Here is a 21,948-nt window from a genome sequence, read left to right on the forward strand (position 1 = left end):
GGCCGACCTCCGCGGACCACGAGCCACCGCGAAACCGCTTCATCCCCGACCTGCTCCCCCGCCGGCGTCGAAGTGGCGACACGCACGGGCCCGTGGGCGCGAGCAGTTCCTGACTGGTTGTGCGATTGTGCGGCTGTGCGGGACGAGGGCGGCGCTGAGGACCCGTACGGGGCCGGGTAACCGCGCCGCGCGCTGAGGGTCTGCCGCGAGGCGTCCTCGCTCGGCGCCTGGGACACGCTGGGTCCGGCGTCACCACCCGAGTCGGCACCCTCCGGCGGGGCCGGTCACCGTGCGAGCTGGTGCCGCCTCGTAGGCTGTGGCCATGACTGCGAACCAGACGCCCCGCGACGCCTTCGAGCTGCTCATGGCCGGTAACCAGCGCTTCGTCTCCGGCACCCCCGAGCACCCGAACCAGGACGCTGCCCGCCGCACCCAGACGGCACCGTCCCAGCAGCCCTTCGCCGTGCTGTTCGGGTGCTCCGACTCCCGGCTGGCCGCCGAGATCATCTTCGACCGCGGCCTGGGCGACCTGTTCGTCGTCCGCACCGCCGGGCACGTCGCCGGCACGGAAGTTCTCGGCTCCATCGAGTTCGGCGTGAGCGTCCTCAAGGCGCCCCTGGTCGTCGTCCTCGGCCACGACTCGTGCGGTGCCGTCGCCGCGGCCTGCTCCGCCCTGCAGGACGGGCAGACGCCGGGCGGCTTCGTCCGGGACGTCGTCGAACGAGTGACCCCGAGCGTGCTGGCAGCCCGCGCCGCCGGACGCGAGACGGCCGAGGAGATCCTGGCCGAGCACATCGAGCACACCGTGGACCTGCTGCTCGAACGCTCCCGCGTCCTGGCCGATGCGGTGGCCGACGGCCGCCTGGCGGTGGTGGGACTGTCCTACCGCCTGGCCGACGGCAGCGCACAACTCGTCGCCGCCCGAGGTCTCGACGCGGTGGTCCCCGCCGCGTCCTGACCGTCCCGGCCGCGCCGCTCACCGAGGGGAGCGAGGTTGGGCCCCGCCGGCTGGCCCGTACGCTGACCGCGCGGTGGGCGGGCGCGGCCCCCACCGCGCCGGCTCGGGGAGTGCACGCTCATCTGGTCGCCATTCGGCATCTCGTCTGGGTGGCCACCGCGCCGGGCCCCGTAGGCGGCGACACCGACGGCAGCACGTCGCGCCAGGGTCTCGACTCGACTCGGGTGTTGCACACCGTTCGCCGCGATGCGGGTGGCCTGACACCGTACGGGTCCAGGCCACCCACCGCCGCACGCCTTCCACTTCGGATGCCGCGCCTTCGGGTCTGGGGCCGCTGAGCATCGGACGGGCACCAGAGCGCCCGCCGCTCTCGCTCGGTGGGAGCGATCAGTTCCTCGATTCGCTGGGCGAAGCCCGCGGTGGGCAGAGGGAGTCGACATCGTCGACGTACTCGATAGCGGTGGGCACGTAGCTGACGACGGCGGCGGCAACCTGCGGGAGGCCCATGTGCCTCCACATGACCGTCGCGGTCGGGGGCTGTTCGTCCAAGCCGGCGGCGAGCGTGGTGTACGGGGTGGACGGTCGCCCCTCTGGCCACAGCCCGAACCCCAGCCACCTGCTCCCCGCGCGCGGGGATGGTCCCTCGCCGCCGCCGCGTACCTGACCGCCGGCGTGCCGCTCCCCGCGCGGTCGACGAGGGCGGCGGCCTCGGCCCGACCGGCGGTTCAGCTCGCCACCGTGGCCGGTGCGCGGCCGAACGCCCGGGTCAGGTAGGCCAGGTCGACGGGTGCGGGGTCCGGCAGCCCGCCGGTGGCGGCGAGCAGGTTGGTCCTGTCGTACGTGCGGTGGTGTGTGCTGTAGACCAGCGGGTTCGCGGCGAAGTTGGCGGCGAGGCTCTCCGACGCCGTCGGATCGTCCAACGTCGGCGTCATGCTCACCCGCAGGCCCGGGAAGCGGGCCTCGATGGCCGCGGTGACGGTCGCGAACGACACGTTACGGGGGTGCGTCACGTGCAGCGTGCGCACGCCCGTGGCCGGTCGGGCCCGGGAGGCGGCCAGCACCATGGCGTGGGCGGCGTAGTCGGCCTGGAGCAGGTTGAGGCTACCGCTCGGGTCTCCCTGCACGCGGTACCGCACCGTCGCGGCCGGCAGTTCGAGCTCGCCGCGTGGACCGTGCGACGGGCCGGGCAGCACGCCGGCCTTGTCCGTTCGGTTGCCCACCACCTGCTCCACGAGGCGTAGCAGGAGATCGGTCGGCTGGTTGGGCAGTTCGCGGGGGACGGGCCGGTCGGTGACGAGCAGGCTGGGCCGGAAGACCGTCACGTCGCGTCGCCCGTCGCGGGCCCAGGCGTGGAGCATGCGTTCGGCGGTGTACTTCGACTCCTCGTAGGGGATGTGGAAGCCGTCGGCGTCACGCAGGTCGTCCTCCATGACGTGGCCCGTGCCGCGCCGCCCGGCGACGTAGGCGGTGCTCACGTGCAACAGGCGCGCGCCGGGGGCCTCCTCGGCCAGTTCCAGCAGGCGGCGGGTGCCGATGACGTTGGCGTGGTGCAGCGGTGCCGGGTCGCCTTCGAGTGAGAGCAGGGCCGCGCAGTGCCACAGCGCGGTGAGTCCGTCGGTGACACGGGCCCGCTCCTCACGGTCCAGGCCCAGATTCGGCCGCAGCAGGTCGCCGCTGACGTAGCGGACGGCGGCGAGGGCGTCGGGAGCCAGCGGCGGAGTGTCCAACCAGGTCACCGCGGCCTCGACGCGGGCGCGCAGTTCCCTCGGCGTGCCACGCCCCAGGACGGTGACGCTGTCCTGGCCGCGAGCCAGCAGTTCGCGCAGGAGGCGGCAGCCGAGAAATCCGGTCGCACCGGTGAGCAGCACGGACAACGGGGTCTCCTTGGGGAGCGGGACGGCGGGAAGAGCCCGGACGCTACGCGGTCGCGGCTCGCCGCGGAGGGCGGCGCAGGGCATGGCCGCGCACAATCACCCGCACGAGCGGCGGGCCGTGGGACGAGGCGGCAACACTCGTCCGCGTGGTTCGCGGAAAAGCCGGCGAGCGCGGTCACTGTGCGTACTCCCACAAGCGGCCATCGGCTACGGTGAGTTGCTGTCGTGTCGGCACAGCGAAAGGCTCCCATGTCCCAGCACCTGGCCTGTGAAGCCCCGGAGCGGGCGATCGCCATCGTCGGCGCATCGTGTCGTCTGCCAGGCGGCGTCCACGACCTCGACGCGTTGTGGGCTGCCCTGAGCGAGGGGCGTGACCTGGTGAGCGAGGTGCCGCCGGACCGGTTCGACGCGCGCCGGTTCGTCACCCACGACATGGCCCGCACCGACCGGAGTTACACCGCGGCCGGCGGTTTCCTGGACGACATCGCGGGGTTCGACGCCGGGTACTTCGGGATGTCCCCCAAGGAAGCCGCGCAGATGGACCCGCAGCACCGGCTGCTGCTGGAACTGGCCACGGAAGCGCTGGACGACGCGGCCATCGCCCCCGACCGACTCGCCGGAACGGACACGGCCGTCTACGTGGGCATCTGCGACACCTCCTACGGCACCCAGGTGATGGTGTCGGCACAGCAGATCAACCCGTACACGATGGTGGGCGCGGCCTCGTCCATGGCCGCCAACCGCCTGTCCCACGCGTTCGACCTGCGCGGTCCGAGCATGACGGTGGACACCGCCTGCTCGTCCTCGCTCGTGGCCCTGGACCGTGCCTGTCACACCCTGTGGGAGGGCACCAGCCGGGCGGCCCTGTGCGGTGGTGCCAACCTGGTGCTCAGCCCCTTCCACTATGTGGGGTTCTCCCAGGCGGGCATGTTGTCCAAGCGCGGGCACTGCGCGGCGTTCTCCGCGCGGGCCGACGGCTTCGTGCGCGCGGAGGGCGGGGGCCTGGTGGTCCTCAAAAGGCTGACGGACGCCCTGGCCGACGGGGACCGGGTGCTCGGGGTCATCCTCGGCAGTGGCAGCAACAGCGACGGACGCACGACGGGGATCGCGTTGCCCAGCGCTCGGGCGCAGGAGGAACTGCTGCGCCGGGTCTACGCGGAGGCCGGCATCGACCCGGACGAGTTGGTCTACTTCGAGGCACACGGGACCGGTACCCCCGCAGGGGACCCGCTGGAAGCCCAGGCCATCGGCCGGGCGCTGGGCGTACGCCGCATCACCGGCGCGCTGCCCGTGGGCTCGGTCAAGACCAACGTCGGTCACCTCGAACCCGCTTCGGGGATGGCCGGGCTCTGCAAGGCGCTGCTGGTGCTACGGCACGGTGTCGCCCCGGCCTCGCTGCACGCCGAACCCCCCAACCCGGACATCGACTTCACCGGGCTCGGACTGAGGTTGACGAGCGAGCGGCAGCACCTGACCGATACCGCACGGCCCGTCGTGGGCGTGAACTCCTTCGGCTTCGGCGGCTCCAACGCCCACGTCGCCCTCACCGCCCCGCCACCGTCTCCGGTCCGCCCGGCCGCGCCCGAACCGCCACCGGAGGGGCTGCCCCTGCTGGCCAGCGCCCGCACACCGGACGCGCTGTCGGCCGCGGCCTCGGCCATGGCCGAGCGCCTCGCACACGCGGGTGACGAGGAGTTCTACGACCTGGCCTACACCTCCTGCCTCCGACGCGGCCAACACGAGCACCGGGCGGCCGTATTCGCCCCCTCGCCCCGGGAGGCCGCCCGCGGTTTCGCGGCCCTGGCCGCCCAGGCGCGTACCGGCTCGACGGACGCCGCCCGAGAGGCCACCCTCCCGGACTCGGTGTCCGCGGCCGTCGGCGAGGCCGCCCGTGGCGGGCAGGTCGCCTTCGTCTTCTCCGGCAACGGCTCCCAGTGGGCCGGCATGGGCACCGAGTTGCTCGACGACCCGGTCTTCCGTGCGGCCGTGGCGGAGGCGGACACCGCACTCGCCCCCCACCTGGGCTGGTCGGTCACCAAGGAACTCGAACTGCCCGCCGACGACTGGCGACTTGAGGCCACCGACATCGCACAGCCGCTGCTGTTCGCCGTGCAGCTGGGCGTCGTGGCCGTGTTGCGCCACCGCGGGATCACACCGGCCATGGTGCTGGGCCACAGCGTGGGCGAGGTGGCCGCCGCCCACACCGCCGGCGCACTGACCCTCGCCCAGGCCGCCCGGGTGATCGCCGAGCGCAGCCGGGTCCAGGCAGCGACCGCGGGCCTGGGGCGTATGGCGGCCGTCGGCCTCACGCCCGATGAGGCGTCCGCGGAGATCGCCCCCTGGGGCCAGGCCCTGGAGATCGCCGCCGTCAACAGCCCCAAGGACGTCACCGTCGCCGGCCAGGCCGACGCCCTGGCCGCGTTGGGCGAACGGCTCACCGGTCGCGGCGTCTTCTTCCGCGACCTGGCCCTGGACTACGCCTTCCACAGCCGCGCCATGGACCCGCAGGCCGAACCGCTCCGCGCGGCGCTGGACGGCCTGACGCCGGGTGAGGGCGAGATCGCGCTGTACTCCACCGTGACCGGCGACCGTCTGCCGGGCAGCGCCCTCGACGCCGGGTACTGGTGGCACAACGTGCGCCGGCCGGTGCTCTTCGCCTCGGCCGTCGAACAGGCCGCCCAGGACGGCGCGGGCGTCTTCGTCGAGATCGGCCCGCACCCCGTGCTGCGCACCTACCTGCGGCGCGTCACCAGCGCCCGCCCCGGGACGAAGGCGGCTGCGGTACCCACCCTGCGCAGGGACAGCGACGGCCACCGCGCGCTGGCGGCCGTGCCCGCCGCGCTGCTCGCCGCGGGAGCCGACACCGCCTGGGACCGCTACTTCCCCCACCCCGGGCAGGTCGCGACGCTGCCCGCCTACCCCTGGCAGCGCGAGCGCCACTGGGCCGGCGACGAGCACGTGTGGGAGCGCTACGGCGCACTGGTGCACCCGTTGCTCGGCGGACGTGTCACCGCACCGCACCCGGTGTGGGCCGGCAGCATCGAACCGGGTCTGGTGCCCTGGCTCGACGACCACCGCGTCGCAGGCTCGGTCCTCATGCCGGCCACCGGCTACGCCGAGATGGCCCTGGCCGCCGGGCGCGAGATGCTCGGTGGCCCCGCCGAGGTGAGTCACCTGGACATCCAGTCGGCCCTGGTCGTGCCCTGGGCCGAGGCCCCCGCCACCAGCGTCCAGACGGCCCTGAACCCCGATGACGGGGTCCTGACCATCACCAGCACCACCGCCCAGACCCGGGAGCCACGCCTACACGTCCGTGCCCAGGTGCGGACCCTGCTGCGCCCCCGCCCCACCGACCTGGACCTCAAGGCGCTGGCCGGCCGTTGCCCGCGGCACCTCACCGGTGCGGCCCACTACGCCGCCTGCGCCTCCAGCGGTCTGGAGTACGGGCCGGCGTTCCAGGTGCTGAGCGCGGTGCGCGTCGGCGACCGCGAGGTGCTGGCGCGCTTCCACCACGACGCCCCGGGCCGGCCGTACGCCGTTCACCCCGCCCTGCTCGACGGCGCCCTACAGGCCGGTGCCCCGCTGCTGGAAGACCTCACTGACGACGGAGCCGCGTTCCTCCCCGCGTCCATCGGTGCCATCCGCGTCTGGGAGGAGCCCCCGCCCACCGGGGCGGTGTGGGTACGTGAACGCAGCCGCGCCGCGCACGAGGTGTGCTGGGACATCATGCTCACCGATGACGACGGACGTCCCGTCGCGCAGCTCGACGGCTGCCGGCTACGGCGGGTGGCCGGAACCCGCCGCACGCCGGTGACCGTCCACGAGACGCGATTGCGAGCGGCTCCGTGCACCGACGATCCGGCCGTCCCCTCCCCGTTGCCCTCCCCCCGGCGCGTCGGGGAGGCGGCCACGGGACGCATCGCCGCGCTGCGCGAACAACTGCCGGCCACCAGCGCGGACGCCGAGGCACTGGCACAGGAGGTGTGGGCGCGCCAGTTGGCGACGGCCGTCGCCAGCCTGCTGCCCGACCCCGCGCTCCCCTTCTCCACGGACGACCTGGTGGCCGCGGGGGTGCCGGAGAGGCGCCAGCGGCTGTTCGCACTCCTCTTCCTGCGGATGGAGGAGTTCGGTCTGCTCACCCCGGCCGGCCCGGACCGGTGGCGGCTCACCGCGCCGAGGCGCCCCACCGATGACCTGATGCGCGAACTCGCCTCCCTCGCCCCGGGTCACGGCGCCGGCATCGGCCTCGTCGCCCGGCAGTGCGCCATGGCCGAGGCCCTGCTGCGGGGCGCGGCGGAGCCGTCGGAACCACCGGTGGACGACCACTGTGCGCAAGCGGTGGAGCACTTCCACGACCTTCTGCCCCTCGCCCGGTTCCACCACCGCGTCGCGCAGGCCCTCGTGCGCGAGATGGTGGTCAGGTGGCCACGGGGGCGGGCCCTGCGCGTGCTGGAGGTGGGTGCCGGGACCGGCGCCACCACGGCGGCGCTGTTGCCCCTGCTGCCGCCCGATCGCACGCGCTACTGCGTCAGTGACGTGTCCACGTCCTACTTCCCTCGTGTGAAGAGCCGCTTCGCCTCTTTCGACTTCGTCGACTACCGCGCCTTCGACCTCGCGCGGGACCCCGTCGGCCAGGGCCTCGCCCCCCACAGCTTCGACCTCGTCGTGGCCGGCCACGCCCTGCACACGGCACCCGACCTCGCCGGCGCCCTGAGAAACGTGGCCGGGCTCCTGGCGCCCGGCGGGCACCTCCTGGCCATCGAGGCGCACAACCCGCTCGCCCTCATGCCCTACCTCGGGTTCCCGGACGGCCTCCCCGACCACACCGACACCGGGCTGCGGCCCCACTCACCGCTGCTGCCGCGCGCCAAGTGGCCGAGCCTGCTGCGCGATTGCGGCTTCACCGACGTACTGCACACCGGCCACGACACGGCCCCCGTGGCAGACGACCACTCGGTCCTGCTCGCCGCCGTCCCGTCCGACGCCGTCGCCGAGTCCCTCGTACACCCCGAGCCCTCCCTGATCCAGGAGGAGGCCGCCTCCTTCGTCCTGGCCGCGGAGTCCGCCGACGAGTCGGGGATGGCGACGGAGCTGGGCGCCCTTCTCACGCAGGGCGCCGGTACGGTCCGCACCGTGCCCATGACCAGCGACGAGGAGACGTGGGCGGACGTCCTGCGGCAGGCCCATCGGGAACCGGGCACCACACGTACCGCGGTCGTCCTGCTCCTCGCCGACGCGACGGCGGACGCCGCGCCCGGCGCCCGCACGGCCCGCGCCGGTCAGCGGGCCGAGGCCCTGCGGGCGCTGGCGGCGGCCATCGAGGCCATGGGAGCGAGCACGCCGCCCGAGCTGTGGCTCGTGACCCGGCCCTGCGGGACCGCCCCGTCCCTCGCCGTCACCCACGAGGCGGACGCGGCCCTGTGGGGCATGTCCCGCAGCCTGGTCAACGAGATCCCCGGGCTGACCAGCCGCCGCATCGGCCTGGAGCGCACCGCGGACACCACCGGCGCGGCCCCGCGGCTCGCACGGGAACTCCTGCGGCCCAGCGAGGAAGACGAGATCCTGCTGACCGCGACCGACCGTTTCGTTCCCCGCGAACTGCCCCGGCCGGCCGCCATGGTGTGCGACACGCCCGTGCCCTTCACCCTCCGGGTGAACAACCCGGGCCTGTCCTACCGCCTGGCCTGGCAGGAGCGGGACCCGCTCGTGCCCGGACCCGGCGAGGTCCTGGTCGAGGTGCGCGCCGCGTCTCTCAACTACCGCGACATCATGCAGAGCGTCGGCTGGCTGCCCCAGGAGGCCATCGAGGGCACCGACTCGGCGAAGGGGTGCGGGATGGAGTGCGCGGGCGTCGTCCTCGCCTGCGGCGAAGCGGTCACCGACCTGGCACCGGGCGACCGCGTGGCAGGTCTCGCACCCGCCTCGCTGGCCTCGCACACCGTCACCGACTCCGGCGCGGTGTGGAAGCTGCCCGACCGGATGGGCTTCACCGACGCGGCCACCATGCCCGTCGCCTACGCCACGGTCCACTACAGCCTCGACCGCCTCGCCCGACTGCACGCGGGCGAGACGGTCCTGGTACACGGTGCGGCCGGCGGCGTCGGGCTGGCGGCCATCCAGTACGCCCGCGCGCACGGGGCCCAGGTGATCGCCACGGCCGGCAGCGACCTGAAGCGCGACCTGCTGCGCTCCCTGGGCGTGCGACACGTACTGGACTCCCGCTCCCTCGACTTCGCCGTCCAGGTCAGGCAGCTCACCGACGGGCGGGGCGTCGACGTCGTCGTCAACTCGCTCGCGGGCGAGGCCATGGCCCACAGCCTGGAGCTCCTGCGGCCCGGAGGCCGTTTCGTCGAGCTGGGCAAGCGGGACATCTACGAGAACAAGCCGCTCTCCCTGCGGCCCTTCCGCAACAACATCGCCTTCTTCGGCGTGGACCTCACCAAGGTGCTGGACGACGAGCGGGAGTCCGCGGCCCTTGTCGCCGGCCTCGGTGAGGGGGTCCGGCTGGGCACGTACGAGCCACTGCTGCACACCGTGTATCCCGCCGCGCGCGTCGACGAGGCGTTCAAGCTCATGCAGCACTCGCGCCACATCGGAAAGGTCGTCGTCTCCTTCGACCCCCTGGACGAGCCGCCGCTGGTGGAGCGGCGTTGGGCCGCCCCCCGACTGGACGAGTCGGCCACCTACCTCGTCACCGGTGGCACCGGCGGCTTCGGCGCGGCCACCGCTCGGTGGCTCGCCGACCTGGGTGCCCGCCACATCGCCTTGGTCAGCCGGCGCGGCGACCAGGCCCCGGAGGCCAGCCGGGTGCGGGCCGTGCTCACCGCGCGAGGAGTGACGGCCACCGTGTACGCGGCGGACGTCGCCGACCTGGAAGCCATGCGCGACGTCGTGGCCACCATCGACGCCTCACGCCATCCGGTGCGCGGCGTGGTGCACTGCGCCATGCACCTGGACGACGCCCTGCTCACCGAGTTGACCGAAGACCGGATCGCCGCCGTCATGGCCCCCAAGATCACCGGAGCGGCCGTCCTCGACCTCCTCCTGCGCGACCGGGAGTGCGACCTGTTCCTGATGTACTCCTCGGAGTCGGCCACGCTGGGGAACGTCAAGCAGACACCGTACGCGGCCGGCAACCTCTACCTCGAGGCGCTCGTCCGCCGTCGCCGCCAGGAAGGCCGGCCCGGCCTGGCCATCGCCTGGGGAGCCATCGCTGACGTGGGATACGTGGCCCGCAACGGGCTGGGCCCGGCCATGCAACACATCGGGCTCGGTCTGCTGCCCGTATCCGAGGCGCTCGCCGCCGCCGGCACGCTGCTGGGCTCGGACGCCGAGGTGGCCGGTGTCATCCGCAGTGACTGGGGACGGGGGATGCGGCTGATGCCCTCCCTCGGCAGCCCCCGGCTGTCGCCGCTGCTGCCCCAGAACACCGCGGGTGACGGCCTCGACCACGAGGAACTGCTGGGCACACTGGCCCGCATGTCGGGGGACGAGGCGCTCACCCACCTGACCGAACGGCTCACCGAGATCCTGGCAGGCGTCCTGCAGATGGACCCCGAGGGCATCGACCCGCACGGCCGGCTGGACTCCTACGGACTCGATTCGCTGATGGCGACGGAGCTCCTGGTCACCCTCAACCAACGCTTCGACGTCGACATCCCGCCCATGGAACTGTTGCGCGGCAGCACCGGATCCCTCACCGACATCGCCCAGACGCTGTACCTGCGGCTCGGCCTGCGCCCCACGGAGACAACCGAACCTGGCACCACCGAGCCTGACACCGCCGAACCCGACACCGCCATCCCGCACCAGACACACCGCACGGGCGCCGAGCAAACCTCCGCTCCGACAAGCTGAGACGAGCGAAGGCCCACACTCTCGCACCACGCGAAACGACGGCCCCCGCCCCCGTCGCCGCACGGAGCTTCCGGGGTCGGCCGGCCCCGGCCGAAGCAGAGTGTCGAACGATGAGTGCACCCCGTCCCCCTCGCCATGGTGGTCCACGTGTGCGTGGGGGCGGCGGTGGCGAACTCGTCCGGGCCGTCGTGGCCGCGGACCACCAGCGCACTCGCGCCGCGTTCGGCGAGCACGGAGGCGAGGACTGGGGGCCAACGTGGTCGGTCGAGCCGGAGACCTCGTCGTGGTCTTCGGACGCGGCCGGCTCTTCGGCGTGAACCTCAGGAGCCATCAGCGGGTATGGACAACCGAGAGGACGTACACGAAGGGTGCGGCCGTCGTCGGCGATCGCGTCGTCGCACTGCGCGACAAGCCGGCGGGCGACAACCAGGTCGTGGCGTTGAGCGAGGCCGACGGCAAGGAATTATGGACCGCGCCCCGCTCGGGGCTCAGACTCTCCACCGACGCGGCCGTCACCGTGTGCGCAGGCCGAGCCGGGGTCGAGCACGGGTGGATCGCGGCGAACGCCGAGTCCCCCGCTGCCGCCGGCCTCGGCGCCGAGTAGGTGTGGTCAGCTACGGGCCCTGGCGGAGGCGGCCCCGTCGTGGGGAGATGGCTCGATCGGCTCATGACCGACCCATTCGCGCGCAGTACGCTGCCGACGCCATCTACGAGGGGAGGCAACGTGAGACGCACCCTGTTCGCTGTCACCGCGGCCGTGGGACTGGTGTTAGGTCTGCCCGGCGCCGCGAGCGCCCACAGCACCGACGACTGGTACACCGCGAAGGAACCACCGGCGAACCACACCTTCGCCGGCTGCTCCGTCAGCCACGTCAGCGGCGTGAACCAGGAGCTCTGCTGGGGCCGCTACGGTAACTGGTTCTCCATGGACGGCATGATCTCCGACACTGCCACCGACGGGTACTGCGCGACGGCACAGATCCGCTACGAGATCTACGAAAACGGAGCCTGGGCCGGGCACTGGCACTACCGCAAGGTGCCGGGCCACGACTGTACAACCGGAGGGCCGACCGACGGCACTGTTGTCGGGGAGTTCGTTTCCAAATACCAGATACGCAACGTCTCCTCACGGGCCTGCCACGCCGACTCCCAGGGCGAGATCATCCACTGTGAGTCGAATTGGCACGGGCTGGCGCAGTCGACAGCAAGCCACGAGGACCACGGACGACCCGCGAAATCCCCGTGGGTCAACGGTGCGTAACGCTGCCCCTTCTCCGGGATGCGCCGCTCCCCGCGCACGCGGCGATGGCCTCTCGGTCGCGGCCGGCGCGGGGAGGGCCGCGCGCAGGTGACGGGTGGTCAGGTGTTGCTGGTGTCGGTCGGTGTCGCCTCGCTGAGCATGGCGAGGGTCAGCACGTTGCCGGAGATGCCCCAGCCGCCGTCGGCGACCTCTTCGACCAGAACCATGGTGTTGTTGCGGGCGCGCTCGCCGTAGATCTCGACGTACAGCTCGGTGGTGCGGGTGACGATCTCCTCCTTCTGCTGCGGGGTGAGGGTCTTCTCAGGGACCTTGAAGTTCGCGAAAGGCATGGCTGGTGGTTCCTTCTCTCAGTGGGGCGTTACAGGGAGCTGCCTGCGGTGGGTGGGCTGTCCCGTTCGATGCGGAAGAAGTCGGCGCGGAGGGAGTTGGGGATCGCGGTGACGGCTTCGCCGCCGTCACGGCTGGGGCCCCCGATCGCCTACCAGGGGTCGGTGACGCCGGTCGTGGGTTTCCGCACGGTCGATGTCGCTGAGGGCGCGTGCCTCGCCGAGACAGGGCCTTTCCTTGATCGATGAGAGGGGCCGCAGGCGGTTCAGATGATTCCGCCGTTGACGCGGATGACCTGTCCGTTGATCCAGTGGCCGGCCGGGGAGGCCAGGAACGCGACGACTTCGGCGATGTCGGCCGGGGTGCCGAGGCGCTCCAGCGGGGGTTGGGCGGCCAGACGGGCGATGGTCTTTTCGTCCTTGTCGTCCAGGAACAGGTGGGTGGCCGTGGGGCCGGGCGCGACGGTGTTGGCGGTGACGTCCCGGCCCCGCAACTCCCGGGCCAGGATCAGCGTCAGCGCCTCGACCGCCCCCTTGCTGGTGGCGTACGCGCCGTAGCCCGGGAAGGCCAGCCCCACCACGGATGAGGAGAACGTCACGAACGCGCCACCGGGACGCACCCGTCGGGCGGCCTGCTGGACGACGACGAACGTGCCGCGGATGTTGGTGCGGTGCAGGTCGTCCAGGACGGCCAGGTCCAGCTCGGCTATCGGCGCCAGGTGCATCCGCCCGGCCGCGTGTACGACGACGTCGCCCCCGCCGAACTCCGCTTCGGCCGCGTCGAACAGTGCCGCGACCGCGCGTTCGTCGGCGACGTCCGCGCGCACGGCGATCGCCCGGCCACCATCGGCGACGGCCTCCTTGACGGCGGCTTCGGCCTCGTCCCGGTTCTCCGCATAGCCGACCATGACGGCGTACCCGTCGGCGGCCAGCCGGCCGACGGTCCGGCGGCCGATGCCGCGCGAACCGCCGACGACGATCGCGACACGGGGGGAGGCGGAGGGTCGGGCCGGGGCAGCGGTCCCGCCGAGGGACGCGGGGAGGGGCATGGCTGACTCCTGTGGTGGATGGGGGGCGGGCCGCGGCCTTGCCGTCGCCCTGCCGTGCCCTCCACGATCGACCGGCCCCTCGTCCCTAGCCAGGGCTGTGCCTACCCAGGGGTTGCCATCCCCTGGCTGCGCTCTGTCGCACGAGCGACCACGGAGGAGTGAACCTTCCAGAACTCGGCGCCTTCCTCAGGACCCGCCGCGACCGCATCCGCCCCGGCGAGGTCGGTCTCCCCCAAGGCCCGCGCCGACGCGTCCCCGGGTTGCGCCGCGAGGAAGTGGCACAGTTGGCAGGGCTGTCAGTCGACTACTACACCGAGCTGGAACGCGGCAGCGCCAAGAACGGCGTGCAACCCTCGGCCCAGATCCTGGCCGCCCTCGCCCGAGCGCTGCGCCTGAACGGCGACGAGCGCGACCACCTGTATCACCTGGCCGAACGGCCGATCCCGCCGTCCGCACACGGAGCATCAGCACACGTGCAGCCCGCGCTCCTCGGACTCCTGGACCGGCTCTCCAACACCCCCGCACGCGTCATCACCGACCTGCACGAAACCCTGGTGGAAAACGACCTGGCGCTGGCCCTGCTCGGCAGGTCCCCGGCACACCGCGGCCCGGCGGCGAGCTTCGTGTACCGCTGGTTCACCAACCCGCAGGCGCGCGAGATGTACCCGCCCAAGGACCACCCGCACCACTCACAGGTGTTCGTGGCCGACCTCCAGGCAGCGGCCGCACGGCGCGGCCGGGACGCGGAGGCCACGAAGATGATCGCCGTACTACGCCACCGCAGCCAGGAGTTCGCGGCCCTCTGGGACACCCACGATGTCGCCGTGCGCCGCATGGATCACAAGAGGATCGTCCACCCCCTGCTCGGCCTCATCGAACTCGACTGCTACAACCTCTTCAGCGAGGACGGACGCCAACGACTGCTGTGGTTCACCGCCCCGCCCGGAAGCCGTGGAGCCCAACAGTTGGAACTCCTGTCCGTCATAGGGACCCAAGAGCTGAACGTCACGGAGGGCACGGCACCGGAGAGGCTGTCCGTGGCCGAATCCGGAACGCAACGCTGACCCGTGCCACGGGAGGACGACCGTCCTCCCCACGCGGCACGGCGGCCCCTACCCCGCTGGTGGACCTCCCTGGTCAGACAAGCCGACACGCCTGTCGAGCCGTCCAGCTCCTCTCACAGCATTCGCCCGCCCATCTTCGGCAGGGAGGCCACAGAGGATGATCCCCGCCGCGAGGCGTGGGCAGGGCTCCAGTTCGGCCTCCCCCGAGCGCTGCTGCGACTGCGTGAGCTGGGCCTCATCACGGTCGTGCATCCGGCGGACGGTGCGGTGCGGTGCGGTGCAGCGGACGGTCTCGGTGGACTCGGCCGTTCCCGGGGCGGACTCACAACCAAGATCGATGTCGCCTGTGAGCGGCGCGGACAGGCCGGCGGCAGGCCGCCGGTTTTGGCCGCGAGGTCTACAGGGCCCGCAACGTGGGCGAACGCTGCTTCAACCGCCTCCAGCGGTTCCGTGCGATCGCCACCCGCTTCGACGAACTCGCCGCCCGCTACCGACTCGACCCCCGCCTGGCTCACCCGCTGGGGGCGGCGCCATCGCCACAGGGACGGCGACGGGGCCGTACCATACAGTACGGTACGGAGAGAGACCGCGTGGACGAGCCTCGGGGTCCGCCGTTCGACGGGTGGAGTGGTGCGCTCATGGCGGGGAAGCGGGACTGGCTTGAGGCGGGGCTGGCGGCGCTGGCCGCCGACGGGGCGGGGGCAGTGACGATCGACCGGTTGTGTGGCGACCTGGGGCTGACGAAGGGCTCGTTCTACCACCACTTCAAGGGCATCACCGGGTTCAGGACCGAACTGCTCGCCCACTTCGAGGCCGAGTCCACGACCCGCTTCATCGAGGCGGTGGAGGGCGTCTCCGGCCCGGCCGGGGCCAAGTTCGCCCGCCTCCTCGACCTGGCGCTCGCCGACGAGGGCGACCGTCCGGGGCTCGAAGTCGCCGTCCGCGCCTGGGCGCTGGGGGACGCCGAGGCCCGCGCGGCACAGCGGCGCATCGACGAGCGGCGTATCTCCTACCTGCACGAGTTGCTGTCCGAGAGCGCGGCCCCGGACGCCGCGACCGACGCGTGCCCCACCCCGTCGCCGGGTGCCGCGAGCCGTGCCACCGCCCCCGACGCGGCGGCCATCCCGTACCGGGCGAGCGACGCTCGCACCGGCGCGAACGACGGGGCGCGCGAGTGGTTGCCCCTGGCCCGGCTGCTCTATCTGGTGCTGGTCGGCGGAGGCCACCTCGTACCGCCGCTCCCCGCCGGCGAGCTCCGCGACATCTACCGGCTCGCCTCCCGGCTTGCGCCCGGCGGGCCCTGGGAGGAAGCGTGACCATCGACAAGCACAGCCACCACTTCTCCGACCGGCCCGCTACCAGCCCCGCGCCGGACGGCTCCGGTCCGGTCGACCCGCGACCGCGGGGTGACGGACCCGCCGTCCCCCAGCCGGTTGGCGAGTCCACCGGTCCCCGGTCGGGCGGCCACGCCCCCGCCGCGTCCGAACCGGCGGGTGCAGGGTCCGTCGAGGCCGACCGCGACGACGGCGGTGATTCCCAGGCTGCCGCCTCCCCGTCTGACAACCCCGTTGGCCGTGTTGGCCCGAGCGCTTCCGAGGTTCATGGTCGCGGGGCCGACGGTCGCGGGGCCGACGGTCGCGAGGCCCACGACCGTGGCCCCGATGGCTCCGGTGGCCCCGGCGGCGCGCGGCCGATCGGCGCGGTGGGCCGCTGGGTGCCGAGGCTGCTGATCGCGACGGCGGTACTGCACTTCGGTTGGGCCTTCGCCCAGCCGAACGCCTGGATGGACATCGTGCGGGACGGATTCGTCGGCACCGTCGTGGACACCGAAGCGGACGGGTACTGGCCGCGCGAGGCGTCCGTGTGGTTCATGGCGGCGGGCGTCACGCTGCTCGCGCTGGGCACCCTGACCCGGCACATCGTGCGCACCACCGGGCGGGTTCCGGTGCAGCTCGGCTGGTACCTGCTCCTCATCGGTGTCCCGACGGCGGCCATCTCCTTCCCCGTCACCGGGAGTTGGGCCCTGATCGGCATCGGCGCCCTCACGCTGGCGGACAGACGGTCCGCGCGCGCAAGCCGCGACCGCGGCTGACACCGGCGCACCTCACCCCGCCGCACGCCGGGCGGCGTCCGCCGCACCAGCACGCCGCCCCTCCCCCGTTTCGAGACCTGGACCAGGGCACGGGAGATGTGCTGGACAGCGACCGCGCCGGGTGCACGCCTCCCCGCCGACCAGCGGATCGGCGCTGTGACCCCTCGTGAGTGAGGCCCGGCAGATCACCGGGCGCGCTGGTAGATGTGGGGGCCTCTACCTGCCCCACCGGATGGTTCTGGACTCCTCATCACCCGCGACGCGGACCAAGACGTCGGCGGGTCCGTGCGCCGGCCACTGAACGTCTGACGCGCGACGCCGATGCGATGAGCGCGGCGCCCGTCTCACCGCCACCGGCCCGTTGCCGACGCGATCACCGGCGCCCTGGAGCGGCTTCGCGCCCTCCCGGGCCTCGACTGATCAGCGCCTTCCCCTCCCCGCGAGCAGACCGAGCCCACCGGAGCCGTGGTATCCGGCGCCCACCCGACGTGGCAGCCGGGCGCTCTCCCTGCCCAGAAATCACCATCAACATGCACCGCAGAGGGGTCAGCAAGCTGACCGGATTTCGTGAACGATCGAGGGCTACAGTGCCGAAGCTATCTGGAGTCCAACGATTCGGTTGTTCCCGATCTGTGGGAGAAATGGGGAGCTCTTGTTCCGTCGATTAGTTGCCGCAGTGGTGGCGGTGGCCGGGCTGGCAGCGACACTTGTCGTTCCAGCAACCGCCCATGCCACCGACTTCCCCGCGGCCAGCACGCCCCTGGTCTCCTGGAACATGCAGGGGGGTAACAACAGGGATGAGAACGGCAGCAAGTGGAACAACGGGGTCCAGCGACTGGCGATGCAGGTGCCGATCGTGATGCTGCAAGAGGCTGGCCCACATCCGCCGTCGAACAGCGTCGCTCAGCCCAGCCAGACCTTCACCACGGTCGACAGCCAGGGCGCCTCGCACCAGTTCACCGTGCTGCACCACACCTGGACCATCGGCGCCGGTTACCGCAATGCCATTCCGACCCGTGAGGTCTACTTCCTGCCGACCGAAGACGACGCGAGCAACCCGCGCCGGATCGGCGGCCGGGTCAACATCGCCCTCGTCCTGTCCGAGGCACCTGACGAGCTGATCGTCGTCGGTAACCCGGTCGACGCCGGCCGGAACGCGCTCGGTGCGCGGTTCGGCAACGAGTGGTACTTCACCGTGCACGGCCTGTCCGGCGGTGGTGGTGACTCCGGGGCGATGCTGAACGCCATCGACGACCGGGTCGAGGCCCTCGGGAACCAGCGTGGCGTCACCTATCACGCGACGGTCGGCGGCGATTTCAACGTGGACCCGGACCGCCTCGCCGAACGGGACGGCTACCCGCCGACCATGCGCATCCGCAGCTCGGGGCGGACGACCCACCAGAACGGTGGTGAGCTGGACTACTTCGTCACCACCCACTTCGACAACGAGCGGGCGGTCACGGTCCAGGACGGGCTCGGTTCCGACCACTGGCCGGTCCAGCACGGCCAGCTCAACGCGGCCGGCCCCACCTCTTCGATCGACGAGCTGCGGGTGATGCCGACCGGTGATGGCATCACGGCCGGCGTGCACAGCACCAACGACAGTGGCTTCCGGGACCACCTGAAGACCTCCGCGAAAGGCCTGACCTTCCTCGCGGTGCTCGGTGGCCTGGCTTCCGCGATCTTCAAGCGCACGGACTTCGTCGGTGAGCTGAAGAACGGCGAGGGCGGCGACCCCGACCACATGGGGTTCGACGGCAAGGGCATCGACGACATCAAAGCCGAGTCGATCCCCGCGCTGCGTAGACTGCGGCCGAACGTGATGACCCTGGTCGCGGGCACGGTCGACCTGGCCGGCGGCGCCGATGGCACGGCGACGGCCCGGAAGACGCAGGGCTTCCTGGAGGAGATCTACCGGGCCTCGCCCACGACCACGGTCCTGCTCGGAACCCTGCCGCCGTCGACGAACCCGACATACCAGGCCCGGATCGCGGACTACAACAGCGCGCTTCGCGCGATCGCCTACGCCAAGATCAAGAGCGGCGCACGGCTGGTGCTGGTCGATCTGGGCTCGGTCACCCCGCAGGACATCACCCACGAGATCTACCCGACCGACGCCGGACACCAGAAGATCGCGCACGCCTTCGCCCAGGGCCTTCAGATCGCGATCCTGCAGCGTATGCTCACCAGCCGCTCGTACGACTGGGAGCCGCTCGGCAAGATCCGGGACGCCGCGCCGGCCGGCTCGAAGATCGCCTTCCCCGACCTGAACGGCGATGGCAAGGCTGACTACGCGGTGGTCGGCACGGACGGCAAGGTCACCGGCTGGCGCAACGACGACCCGCGTAAGCCCGCGGTCTCGCTGGGCGACATCAGCCCGGCCGACCGCGGGGACAACCCGGACAAGGTCTACTTCGCCGACATGGACGGTGACGGCAAGGACGACTACATCCGCATCCTGTCGCAGGCCGACTCGCCGACGGGTGTCGCCGCGATGCGGGTGTCGCGGAACACCAGCAGTGGCGGCAAGGTGAGCTGGGGCAGCGCGACGATCGTCGCGAACAACCTCGGCTACGAGCCGGAGATGTACTTCAGCGACCTCGACGGTGACCACCGCGCCGACCTGGTCACGCTGAACCGGATGAGCTTCCCGAGCGCCTGGCTGAACAAGGGCAAGGGCATGCCGACACCGGGCGGTTGGGAGGACGTCGAAGGCTTTGCCACTCCGGGCGAGTCACCCGCCGCGCAGGTCGCCTTCGCCGACATCACCGGCGACGGCAAGGCGGACACGGTCCGGGTCGAGTACATGACCGGTGAGGTCCGGGCCTGGGAGAACACCGGCGCCCCGTGGACCGTCACCACCGGTTGGAAGTCGCTGGGTGTGATCCGCGACGACGACCCGTTCCCGGGCACCTTCGGGGCCTTCGCCGACCTGGACGGGGACGGGATCAAGGACTTCGTCGTCCCCCGCTCCGGTACGACGGCGAAGCCCGCTGCCAAGAGCACGGCGCAGACCCCACCCAAGACGGCGACCAAGGCTGCCGCGGCCAGCGGTGACGGCGACGTCGAGGGATGGCTGGTGCCGAGTTACGGCGATGGCAGCCGCACCGACGGCGGTGCCGGTGACCTCAGTGTCAACGGTGGTGTCGGTGACCCGATGGAGTCACACCCCGGTGGCGACGACGGCGGCCCGCGACCGGACGCGTCCGGCGACTGCCGGCCGGAGGGCCTGGCTGCCACGCCGGGCGTGGCGACGCCGTACTGCAAGGTCTACCAGAGTGACGGCCGGGAATGGCTCGGTCAGGGTCGGGACCGCCGGGTCGTGGGCTACTTCAACAGTGGCCGCACGGGCGCCGACGGCACGCCGCACTACCTGGTGAAGAACATCCCGTGGTCGAAGGTGACCCACCTCAACTACGCCTTCGCGTCGGTGGAGAACAACAAGATCAAGGTCGACGCGAACGCCACCCAGAAGGAGTGGCCCGGCGAGGCCGGCGCCGAGATGGACCCCTCGCTGCCCTACAAGGGGCACTTCAACCTGCTGACGAAGTACAAGCGCCTGCACCCGCGGGTCAAGACGCTGATCTCGGTCGGTGGCTGGGCCGGTTCCGGTGGCTTCTACGCGATGACCACCAATGCCGACGGCTCGGTCAACCAGGGCGGGATCGACACGTTCGCGAACTCGGTCGTGGAGTTCCTGCGGACCTACGGGTTCGACGGCGCCGACATCGACTTCGAGTACCCCACGGTCCTTGAGGACACCGGCAATCCGACCGACTGGGCGGTGTCGAACCCGCGCCGCAAGGGTCTGCCCACGGCGTACGCCGCGTTGATGAAGACGCTGCGGGACTCGCTGAACCGGGCTTCGGTCGCGGACAACAAGTACTACCTGCTCACCTCGGCGTCGTCGGCCTCCGGCTACCTGGCCCGCGGGATGGCGAACCAGACCTCGCTGGACTACCAGGACTTCACCAACCTGATGGCCTACGACTACCACGGCACCTGGAACGACGTCGTGGGTCCGAACGCGGCGCTGTTCGACGACGGCAAGGACCCGGAACTGGCCGATCAGTACGCCACTCCGGAGTACGGCAAGATCGGCTACTTCAACACCGACTGGGCGATGAAGTACATGCGCGGCGCGATGCAGGCCGGGCGCGTCAACATCGGTGTGCCCTACTACACGCGCGGCTGGAAGAACGTCACCGGCGGTACGAACGGTCTGTGGGGCACGTCGCAGAAGCCGAACGGCTGCGAACCGGGTACGGGCGTCAAGCGGCCGTGTGGTGACGGCGCCTTCGGCATCGACAACATCTGGCACGACGAGACCAACAACGGCAGCGAGCTGGGCTCCGGGACCAACCCGCTGTGGCACACCAAGAACCTGGAGAAGAACATCACGCCGCTCTACGCACCCAGCGTCGGGCTGAAGCCGGAGACCGACAGCACCGACCGGCGCACGGGCCAGTACACCCGGCACTGGGACGACACCACGAAGACGTCGTGGCTGTGGAACGCCGAGAAGAAGGTGTTCCTGTCCACCGAGGACGAGCAGGGCATCGACGCGGTCGCCGAGCTGGTCAAGTCGACCGGCGCGGGCGGCGTGATGATGTGGGAACTCGGCGGCGACTACGACTGCCCGGCGGAGATCCAGCCGGACACCCCCTGCGGGATGGGATACACGCTGACCACCCGGCTGAACGAGAAACTCGGCAACACCGGCGCCTACGACAACGACCTGCGCACCGGCAGCGTCGGTGTCGCACCGAAGGTGACCGCCAACCTGAGCGTCGAGATGGTCAACTACCCGACCGCCACGGCGAACCTGTGGCCGTTGCAGCCGACCGTCCGGATCGCCAACAACACCGGGCGCACGCTCGGCGGCGGCAAGGACACGAAGCTGGCGTTCGACATTCCGGCCTCGACGTCACCGCTGGTCAAGGACGCCAACTGGCAGACCGACGCCCAAGGTGGCCAGTGGAAGCTGGCGCCCGGTACGACGTTCCACCGGGTCAGCACGACGCTGGACTACTGCCAGATCATCCCGGCCGGGAAGTCGCTCGACCTGCCGATCATCTACTTCCTCCCGATCACCGGTCCGGTGAACACGAGCCTGTCGATCGGCGGCACGGCGTACGCGCCGGTGACCGACAACCTCAAGGGACTCGGTACGGCGACCCCGCCGGCCGGTGGCTGTACTGCCGCGAACTGGGACGCGACCAAGATCTACTCCCCGGCCAGCCAGCCGATCGAGCAGACCACGGTCAAGTACAACGGCAAGGTCTGGAAGGCCAAGTGGGAGACGAAGGGCAGCGCCCCGGGCACCGGGGCCGACGCCGACCACGAGCCCTGGAAGCTGATCGGCAGCGCCAGCTGACCGTTCCCAGCCACCCAGTCTGACACTCCGCCTCTTGATCAAACACCCGGAGAGTGCTTCCGACCTGCGTCGATGGGACCGTTCCAAGGT

The 21,948-nt window shown here is 71.6% G+C and carries 11 protein-coding genes and 1 pseudogene; 9 read left to right on the forward strand and 3 right to left on the reverse strand.

Going from position 1 to position 21,948, the window contains the following annotated elements:
- Positions 1-322 precede the first annotated feature (322 nt).
- Positions 323-958 carry a carbonic anhydrase gene (locus H7H31_RS01655; RefSeq protein ID WP_187064139.1) on the forward strand — a complete coding sequence of 212 codons (636 nt, stop codon included), beginning with the start codon at positions 323-325 and terminating at the stop codon, positions 956-958.
- Positions 959-1,683: 725 nt separating this feature from the next.
- On the opposite strand, the gene H7H31_RS01660 is transcribed toward H7H31_RS01655, so the two are convergent.
- Positions 1,684-2,826, reverse strand: coding sequence for an SDR family oxidoreductase (locus H7H31_RS01660; RefSeq protein WP_232110224.1), 1,143 nt, complete (start codon positions 2,824-2,826; stop codon positions 1,684-1,686).
- A gap of 255 nt (positions 2,827-3,081) precedes the next feature.
- On the opposite strand from H7H31_RS01660, the gene H7H31_RS01665 reads away from it, so the two are divergent.
- From H7H31_RS01665 to H7H31_RS01675, 3 genes are all read left to right on the forward strand, one after another.
- Positions 3,082-10,689: a type I polyketide synthase gene (locus tag H7H31_RS01665; RefSeq protein WP_187064141.1), complete on the forward strand. Its 7,608-nt coding sequence runs from the start codon at positions 3,082-3,084 to the stop codon at positions 10,687-10,689.
- A 100-nt stretch (positions 10,690-10,789) separates the two neighbouring features.
- The gene (locus tag H7H31_RS01670; protein WP_187064142.1) at positions 10,790-11,293 is read left to right on the forward strand and encodes an outer membrane protein assembly factor BamB family protein; all 504 of its coding nucleotides are present in this window, start codon (positions 10,790-10,792) and stop codon (positions 11,291-11,293) included.
- 120 nt (positions 11,294-11,413) lie between these two features.
- A complete protein-coding gene (locus H7H31_RS01675) occupies positions 11,414-11,950 on the forward strand; it encodes a hypothetical protein (protein ID WP_187064143.1) in 537 nt (178 codons plus the stop codon).
- Positions 11,951-12,048: 98 nt separating this feature from the next.
- Here the strand turns inward: H7H31_RS01675 and H7H31_RS01680 are convergent, their stop codons facing one another.
- Together H7H31_RS01680 and H7H31_RS01685 are read right to left on the reverse strand one after the other, a co-directional pair.
- Complete coding sequence (locus tag H7H31_RS01680; protein ID WP_187064144.1) at positions 12,049-12,279, reverse strand: tautomerase family protein; 231 nt, start codon at positions 12,277-12,279, stop codon at positions 12,049-12,051.
- A 263-nt stretch (positions 12,280-12,542) separates the two neighbouring features.
- Entirely contained in the window at positions 12,543-13,325 is a 783-nt protein-coding gene (locus tag H7H31_RS01685) for an SDR family oxidoreductase (protein ID WP_187117714.1), read from the reverse strand.
- Positions 13,326-13,483: 158 nt separating this feature from the next.
- Here H7H31_RS01685 and H7H31_RS01690 point away from each other — a divergent pair, with 158 nt between their 5' ends.
- The 5 genes and pseudogenes from H7H31_RS01690 (at position 13,484) to H7H31_RS01710 (ending at position 21,858) form a co-directional block, all read left to right on the forward strand.
- A complete protein-coding gene (locus tag H7H31_RS01690; RefSeq protein ID WP_187065117.1) occupies positions 13,484-14,389 on the forward strand; it encodes a helix-turn-helix transcriptional regulator in 906 nt (301 codons plus the stop codon).
- Between the two features lie 351 nt (positions 14,390-14,740).
- Positions 14,741-14,901: pseudogene (locus tag H7H31_RS01695) on the forward strand (IS5/IS1182 family transposase); the annotation flags it as partial.
- Positions 14,902-15,027: 126 nt separating this feature from the next.
- A complete protein-coding gene (locus H7H31_RS01700; protein WP_187065118.1) occupies positions 15,028-15,705 on the forward strand; it encodes a TetR/AcrR family transcriptional regulator in 678 nt (225 codons plus the stop codon).
- Between the two features lie 398 nt (positions 15,706-16,103).
- Positions 16,104-16,481: a DUF6463 family protein gene (locus H7H31_RS01705; RefSeq protein ID WP_187065119.1), complete on the forward strand. Its 378-nt coding sequence runs from the start codon at positions 16,104-16,106 to the stop codon at positions 16,479-16,481.
- Between the two features lie 685 nt (positions 16,482-17,166).
- Positions 17,167-21,858 (forward strand): glycosyl hydrolase family 18 protein, encoded by a 4,692-nt coding sequence (locus H7H31_RS01710; RefSeq protein WP_187065120.1) that lies wholly within the window; start codon positions 17,167-17,169, stop codon positions 21,856-21,858.
- The last annotated feature ends 90 nt before the right edge of the window (positions 21,859-21,948 follow it).

The sequence above is a fragment of the Streptomyces buecherae genome (assembly GCF_014295035.1).
Lineage (GTDB): Bacteria > Actinomycetota > Actinomycetes > Streptomycetales > Streptomycetaceae > Streptomyces > Streptomyces youssoufiensis.